The organism is Glaciimonas sp. GNP009, assembly GCF_054343755.1.
This window is the reverse complement of sequence record NZ_JBTGUV010000004.1, coordinates 481816-494853: the sequence shown is the minus strand read 5'-3', so window position 1 is coordinate 494853 and position 13038 is coordinate 481816. Positions and strand designations below refer to the sequence as shown.

Annotated in this window: 12 protein-coding genes; 9 read left to right on the top strand and 3 right to left on the bottom strand. The window is 48.9% G+C overall.

Going from position 1 to position 13038, the window contains the following annotated elements; genetic code table 11:
* Positions 1-39: 39 nt before the first annotated feature.
* The 3 genes from pncB to ACXX82_RS03265 all read left to right on the top strand — a co-directional run bounded on the left by pncB (position 40) and on the right by ACXX82_RS03265 (position 3827).
* Positions 40-1230 (top strand): nicotinate phosphoribosyltransferase, encoded by a 1191-nt coding sequence (pncB, locus tag ACXX82_RS03275; RefSeq protein ID WP_322239994.1) that lies wholly within the window; start codon positions 40-42, stop codon positions 1228-1230.
* A 111-nt stretch (positions 1231-1341) separates the two neighbouring features.
* Positions 1342-2760 (top strand): sodium:proton antiporter, encoded by a 1419-nt coding sequence (locus ACXX82_RS03270; protein WP_322239992.1) that lies wholly within the window; start codon positions 1342-1344, stop codon positions 2758-2760.
* Positions 2761-2810: 50 nt separating this feature from the next.
* Entirely contained in the window at positions 2811-3827 is a 1017-nt protein-coding gene (locus ACXX82_RS03265) for a 2-hydroxyacid dehydrogenase (RefSeq protein ID WP_322239990.1), read from the top strand.
* Between the two features lie 136 nt (positions 3828-3963).
* Here ACXX82_RS03265 and ACXX82_RS03260 read toward each other — a convergent pair whose 3' ends face one another.
* The 3 genes from ACXX82_RS03260 to ACXX82_RS03250 all read right to left on the bottom strand — a co-directional run bounded on the left by ACXX82_RS03260 (position 3964) and on the right by ACXX82_RS03250 (position 5019).
* The gene (locus ACXX82_RS03260) at positions 3964-4218 is read right to left on the bottom strand and encodes an acyl-CoA-binding protein (protein WP_322239988.1); all 255 of its coding nucleotides are present in this window, start codon (positions 4216-4218) and stop codon (positions 3964-3966) included.
* A gap of 183 nt (positions 4219-4401) precedes the next feature.
* Positions 4402-4614, bottom strand: a complete 213-nt coding sequence (locus ACXX82_RS03255; RefSeq protein ID WP_458562412.1) for a hypothetical protein — start codon at positions 4612-4614, stop codon at positions 4402-4404.
* A 51-nt stretch (positions 4615-4665) separates the two neighbouring features.
* A complete protein-coding gene (locus ACXX82_RS03250) occupies positions 4666-5019 on the bottom strand; it encodes an FKBP-type peptidyl-prolyl cis-trans isomerase (protein ID WP_205320177.1) in 354 nt (117 codons plus the stop codon).
* Between the two features lie 271 nt (positions 5020-5290).
* Between ACXX82_RS03250 and ACXX82_RS03245 the strand changes: the two genes are divergently transcribed.
* The 6 genes from ACXX82_RS03245 to ACXX82_RS03220 all read left to right on the top strand — a co-directional run bounded on the left by ACXX82_RS03245 (position 5291) and on the right by ACXX82_RS03220 (position 13013).
* Positions 5291-6343 carry a YVTN family beta-propeller repeat protein gene (locus ACXX82_RS03245; protein ID WP_458562411.1) on the top strand — a complete coding sequence of 351 codons (1053 nt, stop codon included), beginning with the start codon at positions 5291-5293 and terminating at the stop codon, positions 6341-6343.
* Between the two features lie 53 nt (positions 6344-6396).
* The gene (locus ACXX82_RS03240; protein WP_323518977.1) at positions 6397-7248 is read left to right on the top strand and encodes a polysaccharide deacetylase family protein; all 852 of its coding nucleotides are present in this window, start codon (positions 6397-6399) and stop codon (positions 7246-7248) included.
* Positions 7245-8231, top strand: coding sequence for a sterol desaturase family protein (locus ACXX82_RS03235; protein ID WP_323506432.1), 987 nt, complete (start codon positions 7245-7247; stop codon positions 8229-8231). Before ACXX82_RS03240 ends, ACXX82_RS03235 begins: the two co-directional genes overlap by 4 nt.
* Entirely contained in the window at positions 8231-9145 is a 915-nt protein-coding gene (locus ACXX82_RS03230) for an EI24 domain-containing protein (RefSeq protein WP_458562410.1), read from the top strand. The genes ACXX82_RS03235 and ACXX82_RS03230 overlap by 1 nt, the downstream gene beginning before the upstream one ends.
* A 93-nt stretch (positions 9146-9238) precedes the next feature.
* Positions 9239-10060, top strand: a complete 822-nt coding sequence (locus ACXX82_RS03225; protein ID WP_322239975.1) for a competence/damage-inducible protein A — start codon at positions 9239-9241, stop codon at positions 10058-10060.
* A gap of 532 nt (positions 10061-10592) precedes the next feature.
* Positions 10593-13013 (top strand): DUF349 domain-containing protein, encoded by a 2421-nt coding sequence (locus ACXX82_RS03220; protein ID WP_458563954.1) that lies wholly within the window; start codon positions 10593-10595, stop codon positions 13011-13013.
* The last annotated feature ends 25 nt before the right edge of the window (positions 13014-13038 follow it).

The following is a 13038-nucleotide window of genomic DNA, read 5'->3' as shown; positions in this document are numbered from 1 at the left end:
TGTCCCGATGGCTCACACACTATTTATATTTGGCACACCATGATCATTCGCTCCCTTCTCGATACCGATCTGTATAAATTCACCATGATGCAAGTGGTATTGCATCATTTCCCCGCAGCAGAAGTTGAGTATCGGTATAAATGTCGTAATGACGGGATTGATCTGACGCCGTATGTCGACGAAATTCGGGATGAAATTGCCGGATTGTGCCGACTGCGTTTTCAAGACGAAGAACTGAAATATTTGCTGAGTCTGCGCTTTATCAAAAGTGACTTTGTCGATTTTCTAAGTTTATTTCATCTGCAACAAAAATATATTACGGTGCAACCTTCGCCATTGAACAACGGCGAAATTGATATCTTGGTAAAAGGTCCATGGCTGCACACGATATTGTTTGAAGTGCCGGTCCTTGCGATTGTCAATGAGGTGTATTTCCGCGCTACTCAAAAAAATCCTGACGTTGAAGAAGGGCGAAAGCGTTTGCACAACAAAATGGCGCTCATCCGCGACGATCCTGCCATGTCTGGTTGTAAGGTGGCGGACTATGGAACCAGACGCCGGTTTTCACGGAGTTGGCACGAAGAAGTGGTGCAGACCATGCAACGCGATTTTGTTGAGCATCTGGCCGGTACATCGAACGTCCATTTCGCGATGAAATTCGGATTGATTCCGCTTGGAACGATGGCGCATGAATACTTGCAAGCGTGTCAGGCACTTGGGCCGAGACTGCGTGATTCGCAAATATATGCCTTTGAAATGTGGAGTAAAGAATATCGCGGAGATTTGGGTATTGCTTTGTCCGACGTCTATGGAATGACTGCTTTTCTTCGCGATTTTGATATGTATTTTTGCAAACTCTTCGATGGTGCGCGCCACGATTCTGGCGATCCGTTTGATTGGGGAGAGCGCTTGATCCAACAGTTTAAAGATAATCGTGTTGATCCTGCGACGAAGACCTTGGTGTTTTCGGACAGTCTTGATTTTGGCAAAGTGACAGCTTTGTATTTACGCTTCAAGGACAGGACGCGGATTGCGTTTGGGGTTGGTACCAATTTGACTAATGATTTGGGTTATACCCCGCTGCAAATTGTCATGAAGATGGTGCGTTGTAATGGGCAACCTGTCGCTAAATTGTCGGATACTCCATCAAAAAACATGTGCGATGATGCGGCGTATGTGAACTATTTGCGGCAAGTATTTGAAATTCCCGACGTTGCTAAAAATTCATAATTGTTATTTATAATAATGAATTAAGTTAATGTCAGACAATGTTATTTTAATCACAAATTTTTGTGTAATTTAAACCCGCTTAAAATAGTGCACTTTTATCTGATTCGAAAGATGCAATTGCTCAAAAAGATCCTCATCACGCTTGCCAGTTTTCTTCCTATTGCAGCCCACGCCGCCGAACTTGATGGCGCTCAATTATCCGTATGGTGGGGGATTCCCTTCATGGGCTTATTGGTCTCAATTGCCATGGGGCCGCTACTGATACCAGGATTTTGGCATCACCATTTTGGCAAAATCGCGTTGGGTTGGTCAGCGGCATTTTTGATTCCCTGCGCTATCTGGTTCGGTGTCCCATTGGCGGCGGCAGGCGTGGTGCATGCTTTTATGGCCGAGTATTTACCTTTTATCATTTTGCTGACCGCGTTATTTGTGGTGGCGGGTGGTATTTGTTTGCGGGGCAATTTGCACGGCACGCCCGCCCTTAATACCGGATTGTTGGCACTAGGAACCGTGCTGGCGAGTCTGATGGGGACCACAGGCGCTTCGATGTTGTTGATTCGGCCGTTGATTCGAGCGAACGACAATCGTAAGCATGCTGTCCACATTATTGTATTTTTTATTTTTTTGGTCGCAAACGCTGGTGGCGCACTGACACCATTAGGCGATCCACCGCTATTCCTCGGATTTTTGAAGGGCGTCGACTTTACCTGGACCTTTAAAAATATATTTTCCGAAACCATTTTCATGTGGGTTGCTCTGCTGGTGATTTTTTATTTTCTGGATCGTCATTATTTCAACAATCGCGAAGAACAATTGCCGCCGGTCCAAGATCCAACGCCTGACAATCCGAAATTGCGTTTCGAGGGGAAATTTAATTTTATATTGTTGATCGTTGTGATTGGTCTGGTATTGATGAGTGGGTTGTGGAAGTCGGGTATTACGTACGACATTTACGGCACGCCGGTAGAATTGCAAAATTTGTTGCGCGATGGATTGTTGCTGGTCGTGATTGTCGCGTCGTTGTGGCTAACCCCGAAAATTGCCAGAGAAGGTAATAATTTCACATGGGAGCCAATGTTGGAAGTTGGTAAGCTATTTGCTGCGATTTTTATTACGATTGCGCCAGTCATCGCCATGTTACGGGTTGGCGTACAAGGCCCATTTGGCGCGATTGTGGCGGCGGTGACGGGACCGGACGGACAGCCCAATAACATGATGTATTTTTGGGTCACAGGAATATTGTCATCATTCCTCGACAACGCGCCGACCTATCTCGTATTCTTTAATACGGCGTCTGGCGATGCTATCGAATTGATGGGTAAATTGGCCGGCACTTTAGCGGCAATATCTTGCGGTGCAGTGTTTATGGGCGCCAATAGTTATATCGGTAATGCACCTAACCTGATGGTCAAGGCGATTGCCGAAGAACGTGGTATCCGTATGCCTTCCTTCTTCGGTTATATGGCATGGGCATGTGTCGTGCTGTTGCCACTTTTCGCTATTATGAGTTTTATTTTCTTCCGCGCATAAAACTATGCGCGACCAAGCATTGAAACCGAACAAACATTAAGGACGTTGTCATGGGGAATACATTGAATGCATTAAATAAGCCAAAAATTTTGCTGGCCCGTGCCATTTTTCCGGAAATCATCACGCATCTGGAGCAATATTTTGAAGTCGAATCGAACCAGATCGATCGTATTTTTTCTCCTGCAGAACTGATTGAAAAACTGCAGGATAAGGATGGTTTGATCGCTACCGGCAGCGAACCTGTTTCGGCTGCGGTACTAAGCGCCTGTCCCCGCCTCAAGGCAGTGTGTAATCAGGCGGTTGGCTATAACAATATCGACGTAGCAGCGGCTACCAAAGCTGGTGTCATGGTGACTAATACACCGGACGTGCTGAACGAAACGACCGCCGATTTTGGTTGGGCGTTATTGATGGCGACGGCGCGTCGCATTACAGAATCGGAGCATTGGTTAAGAGCTGGTAACTGGAAGCAATGGCGCTTCGACAGTTTCCTAGGCGCTGACGTGCATGGTGCGACACTCGGCGTCATTGGAATGGGACGGATTGGTCAAGCCATAGCCCGGCGCTCAATCGGTTTTGACATGCAAGTGCTTTATCATAATCGCTCCCGCGTAACGCCGGAATTGGAAGCGCGTGCCAACAATGCCCGTTTTGTCAGTAAGGAAGAATTACTACGTCAGGCCGATCATGTGGTTCTGGTGCTACCGTACTCGAAAGAGTCGCACCACACTATTGGCGCTAAGGAACTGGAGATGATGAAACCCGGCGCTACGTTGGTCAACCTGGCGCGTGGCGGGATTGTGGACGACGTGGCACTGATCGCGGCATTACGCGCCCAAAAAATTGCGGCGGCTGGACTGGACGTGTTTGAGAACGAACCGGCCTTGCATCCCGACTTTCTTACGCTGTCTAATGTTGTACTCACCCCGCACATCGCCAGCGCCTCAGAACCAACGCGGCGCGCAATGGCGCTATGCGCAGCGGCCAATTTACTGGCAGCATTGTTGCCAGCCACGGTTGGGGCTTTGCCACCGAATTTGCTTAACCCAGAGGTAAGAAGGGGTTAAACAAGAAGGGGTTGAAACCTGCACTACCGAAATAAAAAAAAGGCCGCACTACTTTTATAGTCGTACGGCCTTTTTTCTGCATGATCGGTTTGCGTGGGAATTAACCCAATAAACTGTCAGAAGATGGGAGGCATGGTTACGCTTGCAAGTCTTTTACAAAATCAATATATTGTTGTTTTGCAACTTCTTGGGATGTGCCTTTCAATGCATTCCAGGCATCCCATTTTGCGCGACCAACAAAGTCTGTCATGCCGGGACGATCTCCAGTTGCATCGCCCAGGCTACCTTGCTTGTAAATGGCGTACATCTTTAGCAAAGTCATATTATCAGGACGTTCAGCGAGGTTCTTGGAGTCGGCTAATGCCTGGTCGAATTCAGTTTGCAGAGTCATAGGATAGTTGGGTAAAAAATGGAAATGCCTGAAGCAGGCAGATTGATGAGAATGTAAACGGTGGATGGGTCGCAGGACGCATAGGCTGTGCCATGGATTGTTTTTGAGATAGCCTGGTCTACTGATTGGCTAAATTAAAGTTACCATTTTAGGCATATTTTTTGCTCTACGGCGTGCAAACACTTAATCAACAACTGCACCTACCACTGCGCTGCCAGCTTTCACTGTGCCACTCACAACCGTACTTGCCACGCTAACGGCAGCAGATCCAACTGCCACCGTCGCGCCAACGACAGTTGTTGCCACACTGACCACAGTACATCCGCTCAACGTAATTGCCGCAAATAGGCCCGACGCTAAAATAGCGCTAAACGCAATACCAGACGTATGTTGCATAAGTGGAATAAGTGGATTCGATACGATGTAGGCAGTGGCCTAGCGTATTATTTATACGCCGAGCAGTTCTACTTCAAAAATCAGCGTTGCGTTTGGTGGAATCGCACCGCCAGCTCCACGGGCACCGTAGCCGATTGCCGCAGGAATCACCAGTTTGCGAACACCACCGATTTTCATGCCTTGTACGCCTTCGTCCCAACCTTTAATGACATGGCCAGCGCCCAGCGGAAACTCAAACGGATCGCCGCGATCTTTGCTTGAATCAAATTTTTTGCCTGCGCTGCCGTCGCTATTTTGTAACCAGCCGGTGTAATGAACGCTGACGTGGTCGCCAGCTTTGGCTTCTGCGCCTGTGCCGACAGTGGTATCTTCGTATTGCAAGCCAGAAACGGTAGTAGTTGACATTGCTTTCCTCTTTGATTGGTTAATATGGATGGTAGTGTAAACCAAAATCAACGGTTTAACAGAACGAAGTATTGTAGTAGTAGTCTACAAATAGGTGTACCAGGGTTTGATATTTAGTCTGGTTGCCACGCTTTGGTATGTCACCTTGAGATCAGGCTGAGTATTCAAGCTTTGTTTTGTAACGTTCTTTATATTGTGATTTAAGTCAAAGGGCGCAGCATCGTTACGGCTTGCGCGGTAAAATATCTTTTTTGCTCTTCTGAATGTTGCCATGTCCGATTTTGCTGGCCTTACCACGCGTTCTACATTTTCTATCCGGTCACTAGCCACCGCCTGCGGATTGCTGACAGTATTGTTTGCATTGCCCGCACTTGCGGTGCCACCGGGCGCTGTTTCCCCCATTGTTCCACTCGCAACTGCTCCTACTGTCGTTGTTGTCCTGAATTCGCGTGATGCGACTATTAGTTTGATCGATCAGAATACATTTAAGGAAATCGGATCGTTTCCGGTTGGTAAGGAGCCACACCACCTGATGCCGACGCCAGACAATAAGTCACTGATCGTGGCTGCTGCTACCGGTAATGAATTGTATTTTTTGGACCCTAAAACGGGGAAAATACAGAGTCTCGTAAAAGATATTGCTGATCCTTATCAAATCGGTTTTTCGCCCAATCAAAAATGGTTTATCTCTAACGGTTTACGTCTGGATCGCATTGATATTTATGGCTTCGATGGTAAAACGCTAAAGCTGGCCAAGCGTCTGCCGCTGCCTAAAATGCCAAGTCATATGACCTTCAGTGCGGATAGTACGTTGGCTTTCATTACACTACAGGGCACGGATGAGATTGCAGCCGTTGACCTGGCCACCCAAACGGTCAAGTGGACCATGCCAATTGGAAAGCAACCGGCTGGTATCTACATGACGCCTGACAATAAGTATCTGTTGGTGGGTGTCATGGGTAGCGATTATGTCGCCGTAGTGGATTGGCGTACGCAAAAAATTGTCAAGAAAATCAAGACCGGCGATGGCGCGCATAACTTCCGCCCACAAGGCGATAAGCGTCACGTGTTTGTATCGAACCGGGTTGCCGGTACGATCAATATTCTGGATTTAGAGACACTTGAAAATGTTGGTGTGATTAACGTGCCAGGCGGTCCGGATTGCATGGAAGTGACGGCTGATGGCAAGACGATGTGGGTCACGCAGCGCTGGGTCAAGCAGGTTTCGGTGGTGGATATTGCTAGCCGTAAAGTGATTAAAACGGTCCCGGTAGGTCGGTCACCGCATGGTATTTATTTTACCAACCGCGCTTCGGAATTGTGATGACCCGTTCTTCGATAAAGTCCGGCAGGCCTCGTACCCGGTTGGCTACCATAATGACGGTGGCAAGTTGTGCTGGCCTTCTGTTCTTGTCACAAGCGCAAGCGCAGGGGACCATTCCTGCCACCGCCTGCAAGGGTACGTTGTACCTGACCTTTGATACCGGTAGCCAATCGCAGGCAGAATTTATCGCCCAGACATTGCGTCGTCATCACATTAAAGCCACTTTCTTTATGGCAAATGAAAAAACCATCAACGGCGACTATTCTCTTGATCCATCGTGGGCACCTTTTTGGAAGTCATTGGTAGCGGATGGTCATGCCTTCGGCAGCCATACTTTCGATCATGTGTACGCGAAGCGTGACTTGGCAGATGGAAACATTGAAATGAAGCCCCAGTTTGGCGCTAATGGTGGCAAATTGTTATCATGGACGCCTCAGCAATATTGCGAAGAAATCAATCGTGTTGAGCAGCGTTTTCATAGTTTGACGGGTGCCCATCTTGATCCATTCTGGCGCGCTCCTGGCGGCCACCTGACGCCACACACCTTGGCTGCGGGACAAGCTTGTGGTTATTCGCACGTGGCCTGGGCCGATGCCGGATTTTCAGGCGACGAACTCCCCAGCGACAGATGGCCCAATAAACTGTTGTTGGAGCGTGAGTTAAAAAACGTCAAGGACGGAGACATCCTTATAGCGCATCTGGGTATCTGGTCGCGCAAAGATCCATGGGCACCCGCGGTCCTCGAACCACTTATTACTGGATTAGAGAAAAAAGGGTTTTGTTTTGCTACCTTAAGAGAGCATCCTGCCTATAAAATTTCAGCAGAAAAAGCGAGAGGCAAAAGCCCCGGTCCTTATGACATTGCCGCAAGCGCTAGTATCGGTAGAAAGCAGCCAGCATCATGATTGATAGTCTGATTAATCTGTTTTCCAATGTGCAGGCATGGATATTTCAGGTTGCCGTGCAACCGTTGATGTTTCATCTAGGTTTCAGTGAATACATTGAAGACGCGTTTGATGGCGTCGAGTGGTTTTTGATCGGGGTGTGCGAATTGATTGTCTTATTCATCATTTTGCGGCCATTGGAATCTGCTATCCCGGTCCATCCAATAAGCGACAAACGGGCTCGTCGGATTGATTTTTTGTACACCGTGATTCAGCGTCTGGGCGCATTTTCAGTTCTAATATTTTTTCTGATCGATCCGGTTGTTGCGCAGGTGACCGAGTGGTTCCATCTGGAAGGCATACATCCTTTCAATTTAGAGAATCTGTGGCCTGGCATCACTGATCGACCATTGGTCACTTTTTTGGTGTATTTGGTTGTTCTCGACTTTTTCGATTACTGGTACCACAGGGCTCAGCATAGTTTTGGCTGGATGTGGGGTTTGCATAGTTTGCACCACAGTCAGCAAAACATGAACCTTTGGTCGGATGATCGTAACCATCTGTTAGACGACTTAATTCGCGATATTTTCATGGCCCTGATCGCCATCGCGATTGGCGTCGAGCCATCGCAATATGTGCTCTTGGTGGCCGCGTCCCGCATGCTTCAAAGTTTGCAACATGCCAACGTCAGGATTCATTTCGGCAAGTTGGGCGATGCTATCGTAGTTTCACCACGCTTTCATCGTTGGCATCATGCGATTGGAATCGGTCATGAAAGTAAAGGTAAAGGATCATTAGGCGGTCATAATTTTGGTGTCTTATTCTCCTTTTGGGATGTGCTATTTCGCACTGCTTTTTTTGGAAAAACGTTCGAACGCACCGGCATCCGGGATCAGTTGCCAATTCCGCTCGGCAAAGAACGTAACTATGGCAGCGGTTTTTGGGAGCAGCAATGGCTGGGATTAAAACATATGGTTGAATTTGGCAGAAAGCCCCGTCGCTGATGCGGCCCGTCATCGTCGCATTCGGTCGGGCGCTGCTGTCGCAACTGCATTTTCGGATGTTGATACTGACTTTTTTACCATTTTTGCTATCCGTGATAATTTGGGGTTTGGCATTGTGGCTGGGTTTGCAACCTTTGCTTGACTGGCTGCAAAGTTATTTGGTTGGTAGTACCGGGATGAATGCCGCGGGCGGCGCCTTGAGTTGGCTTGGTCTTGGTGCCTTAAAGGCAGTTATTGTGCCTTGGGTAGCATTGTGGTTGCTGTTGCCGATGATGATTCTGACCGCGCTGGTATTTGTTGGATTGTTCGCATTGCCAGCTGTTGCCCGCCATGTCGGTGGCCGTCACTACGCCACATTGTCACAGCGCAAGGGCGGCTCTTTGTTCGGCAGTCTTTGGATTTCAGGCTCATCGTTTTTATTATTCTGCGTCTTGTGGCTGATCACCCTGCCATTGTGGTTGATTCCCCCATTGGCTTTCATTATTCCGGCGCTTTTGTGGGGTTGGCTGACTTATCGGGTGATTGCTTACGATGCACTTTCTGATTACGCCGATAAAGATGAACTAAAGGCGATTTTGAAGATTCATCGTTGGCCACTCCTGACAATCGGTATTATTACAGGCATGCTGGGCGCTGCACCGACTTTGTTATGGTTGGGAGGAGCGCTTTGGTTGGTTATCCTTCCTTTTATGGCTGCCGGATCAATCTGGTTATACGTACTGGTGTTTGTGTTTACTGGTTTGTGGTTTGAGTATTATTGTCTAGAAGCGCTGAGCAAGTATCGCGCTGGCAAGTTGGCTACAATTATCATTGCCGAGCGTGGAACTGATGCCGTCGATAGCGATGCTGCAAGTGGAAATGGCGCTAACAGCGGACTTTCGATCGGCGATGAAGAGCCGCGTCGTTTAATGTGAATTTCAGGAAACTTCAGTGGGCTTCGGTAAACCTCGGTAAATTTTCATCGATTTCGGTAATTTCCCCCCTTACTCATCGTAAAAGAACCTCTTATGGCAATCGGACTAATCATCATCGGCGACGAAATTCTGTCTGGCAAACGGATTGACAAGCACTTTCCAAAAGTGCTCGAAATGTTGACTGCGCGAGGCCTGACCCTGAGTTGGGCCGAGTATCTTGGAGACGATCCGGCCCGCATCATCGCCACATTGCAACGTACATTTTCTAGTAACGACATAGTGTTTTGTACAGGCGGCATCGGTGCTACCCCCGACGATCATACGCGTCAATGTGCCGCCGCTGCGCTTGGTGTTCCACTGGTTTTGCATCCTGAAGCACGTGAAAAAATTCGTGAACGGGTCGCCGATACTGCACGTGAAGCGGGTCTCGAGCCAGACTATGAGACGCCCGATAACCTGCATCGTCTTAAAATGGGTGAGTTCCCATTGGGTGCCGACATTATCCCTAACCCGTATAACAAAATTCCTGGATTTTCATTCAAAAACAAGGGAAAAGCGCCAGGCCAAGCGCAAGGTATACACCATTTTGCACCGGGGTTTCCGGTTATGGCATGGCCTATGTTTGAGTGGGTGCTCGATACCTATCACGCAGACTTATTCCATCAAAATCCGCAACTTGAGCAGTCGGTATTTGTGTACGGTGCGATGGAATCTGTTCTGACGCCTTTGATGGAGGCGATTGAAATTGAATTTCCATTGGTAAAGGTGTTTAGTCTTCCGCACGTAGGCGACGCTGAGACGCAGCGCCACATCGATCTCGGTGTCAAGGGCGAGCCAACCCAAAGTGCTGCGGCGTTTATTAAGATGTTGGCAGGACTGGATCAGCTGCACATAGCTTATCGGTTAATTGGCTAGTTGACTCGGGTTCTTGCGGATGAGGTTTATTGTACGAAGCTAACAATTCTTAAGCCGATTGGTGCTCGATCATTTAAACTGCTGCTGGGCATGCTTGACGGTAAATTAAGCGCTTTGAAGGCTAGTTAATAGCGCTTAATGCTTAAACTAATTATAGTTAAGCGCTGATTATCGGCGCCGTACTTATTTTCTTATTTTCTTTTTTCGGATTTCAGACTGTGTCAGAAATCAGTTGCGCCTCTATTTGATTGGTATCTATTTTATGTTCGGTTTTCTTTTTAAGCGTGCAGGTCGTTCTGCCGCCGCGGCACAATCAATGGTGGTACAGAAAGCACTTCAGCAAACGGAACTTCGCGTTGCCAGTGCGCAAGCCATCGATAGTGCGCGCCAACAGGCATTAAAACAAGCGGCTAGTTTGACGGAAGAGTCTTCGGCGGTGGTCTTTATCCTGAAAGCCGAATTTGCCGATGCGCGATTGCAAGCTGCGCAATGGGTGCATAGCGCTAACGGCCTGGAGCAAGTGTTGAAAGCGATGCGGAACGTCGATCGTCGTGTCGTAAAATTGATGCTATCCAGACTCGATGTATTGCGTCGTCAGCAACAAACCTCGGCGCAAGCAGTTCTTTGCCTGCAAACCGCGCAAGAATTGCTGAATCAAGAGCAGCTATTGCCGAATCAAGTCGCAGAACTGGATCGCGCCTGGCAGCAAATCGAAAACCCGCTTGAGATGCAACAGCAAGAATTCCGACAAATCAGTGCGGCTTTGGCGAGTCGGTTATCCGCGCAAGCTGAATTACAGCGGGCCGTGCTGGGTTTGCTAGCGCGTTTACGGCAATTAAATCAGCAAATTAACGACGATCCGTTGGCACACACTGCAGATGAGGTCGCATTCCAAGCGGCCCAAATAGCCGAGCACATGCAGCAGCATCAGACCAATGTTGAGGCAATAACTTTACCGAAACAACTGGCGTCAGAATATGCGGTCGCCTTCCAAGTCTTGCAACAGCGCCTCCAGACGTTGCTGAAATCGCAGGAAACACTCAATGCACGGCTCGCATTGTTGACGCAATGGGAGTCAATGGCAGCCGAGACCTTGAAGCCTGAACTGTTGCGCCGCAGTTGGACTAGCTTGGGTGTTCTTTCAGCAAGTCAAGCATCTGATCAGATTGCTGAGCAACGTTACGAAGCGTTATTGAAACTGAGTATTGCTTCAGCTCAGCCAGTAGTTTTACCTAAAAGCGCACAGCCACTTGTCGGTGTTGAGCAGCCGACTGATACGGATAAAGTCGCCTCGCATCAGCAGTTTGTTGCTGCGTTAGAGGGCTTGGAGGCCGCGCTGGAAGAGGGTGCTTTGCAAGTCGCAATGGATTGCGACAAGACGTTACGCGCGATGGATTTCAAAGCGCTAAAAATCACGCCACCACAAAATGCACGATTAGTGCAGGCACGTGGTGAGTTAGGACGCTTGCAAGGCTGGGCGCGTTGGGGCGGTAATGTCTCGCGCGAGGAGCTGATGAAGGCTGCGCAGGAGTTGTCTGATCAAGGTTTAGCGGTGATCGAATTAGCCAAAAAAATTGGCAGTTTGCGGGCACGCTGGAAGTCACTTGATAGTTCGGCCGGCTCCGCGCCAAAAGTGCTATGGGATGGTTTTGATGCAGCGTGTACAGCCGCCTATTTACCGGTAGCGGCACATTTTCAGCTGCTGGCTGAAGAGCGTCAACGTAATCAGATCAAGGCGCTGCTGTTGATTGATGAGATACAACAATATGCGGCGGTAGCACTGAACAATACTGATTCGTATCGCAGCACCGGTTCTGTTGCTGGACTGCCGGATTGGAAGGCCATTGCACAATTCTGTCAGCAGAAGCAGCAAGCCTGGAGAGGTCTCGGAGCAATTAACCGGAGTGAAAAGAAGTCACTCGATAAGTCGTTCGCCAACGCAAGTCAACAACTGCTGGCGCCGTTGTTGGTGCAACAGCAGCGAGAGATTACCAATCGCGAAAAGCTGATTACTGAAGCCTCTGAACTGCCGGTAAATCAGCGTGATACTGCCGAACGTCTGCGCGAATTGCAGCTACGTTGGCAAGAGCAGGCCAAGGCGCTGCCATTGTCGCGACAGGATGAACAATTGTTGTGGCAGCGCTTCCGTATTGCTTGCGATACGATTTTTACGCAGCGTAAAGAGGCCGCGTCGACCGCCGATGCTGAGCGTCGACAAAATTTGCAAGTCAAAGAAGAGTTGTGTACCAGCCTTGAAGCGGCAATCAGCCAAATAGAAGTTGCCGTGCCGAGTGTTTTAACCGGAATGTTGCGTCAGACACAGCAAGACTGGAGCCGGACTGGCGCGGTCCCACGCGGTGCAGAAGCGCAAATAGAAGCGCGCCATAGCGCTGCGGTTGCCAGCTTGCAGGCGCACATCGATCAAGCTAGACATAATGCCGTGATCGCCGAGGCGCATGCACTGTGTGACAAATTGGCGCTTTGCCAGTTGGTCGAGGTTAGTTTGGGGTTGGATGGCGATGCCGAACCGGAAGGCAATCCAGATCGTTGGGATGCCAATTGGCAAGCGATGCCGACGTTACCGAGTGTGTTTGAAAAAACAATGCGGAGCCGTTTTGATACCGCTCTTCAATTACATCGGGTTGCGGAGCGGCCCGCGATAGATGCCTATCTCATGACGCTTGAAAACAATCGCGAAAAACTCTTGCAAGAGCTATTGCGGGCAGAAATTATTACCGGTGTTGATAGTCCTGCGACGCTGACGCGCGAACGTTTGCAGGTGCAGGTAGAAGTACTGCAAGCAGCATTGAAAGCCGGTACTTCAGGGCTGAGTAGCAGCGATCAGCTATTGCGTGCATGTGGTTTGCCAGCATTAATGGATTATGTAACGCGGGAACGGGCCGAGCATCTGATTATGTCAGTCAAAGGACGGGCAGAAGTGGCAAAGGCTTAAAACTGGTTACGCCGTTTGGGAACGG

Coding starts and splice junctions, on each gene's coding strand:
- ACXX82_RS03255 (WP_458562412.1), bottom strand. CDS start 4,614: ATGCAACATACGTCTGGTATTGCGTTTAGCGCTATTTTAGCGTCGGGC.
- ACXX82_RS03220 (WP_458563954.1), top strand. CDS start 10,593: ATGCGGAACGTCGATCGTCGTGTCGTAAAATTGATGCTATCCAGACTC.
- ACXX82_RS03250 (WP_205320177.1), bottom strand. CDS start 5,019: ATGTCAACTACTACCGTTTCTGGCTTGCAATACGAAGATACCACTGTC.
- ACXX82_RS03270 (WP_322239992.1), top strand. CDS start 1,342: ATGCAATTGCTCAAAAAGATCCTCATCACGCTTGCCAGTTTTCTTCCT.
- pncB (WP_322239994.1), top strand. CDS start 40: ATGATCATTCGCTCCCTTCTCGATACCGATCTGTATAAATTCACCATG.
- ACXX82_RS03240 (WP_323518977.1), top strand. CDS start 6,397: ATGACGGTGGCAAGTTGTGCTGGCCTTCTGTTCTTGTCACAAGCGCAA.
- ACXX82_RS03265 (WP_322239990.1), top strand. CDS start 2,811: ATGGGGAATACATTGAATGCATTAAATAAGCCAAAAATTTTGCTGGCC.
- ACXX82_RS03235 (WP_323506432.1), top strand. CDS start 7,245: ATGATTGATAGTCTGATTAATCTGTTTTCCAATGTGCAGGCATGGATA.
- ACXX82_RS03260 (WP_322239988.1), bottom strand. CDS start 4,218: ATGACTCTGCAAACTGAATTCGACCAGGCATTAGCCGACTCCAAGAAC.
- ACXX82_RS03225 (WP_322239975.1), top strand. CDS start 9,239: ATGGCAATCGGACTAATCATCATCGGCGACGAAATTCTGTCTGGCAAA.
- ACXX82_RS03245 (WP_458562411.1), top strand. CDS start 5,291: ATGTCCGATTTTGCTGGCCTTACCACGCGTTCTACATTTTCTATCCGG.
- ACXX82_RS03230 (WP_458562410.1), top strand. CDS start 8,231: ATGCGGCCCGTCATCGTCGCATTCGGTCGGGCGCTGCTGTCGCAACTG.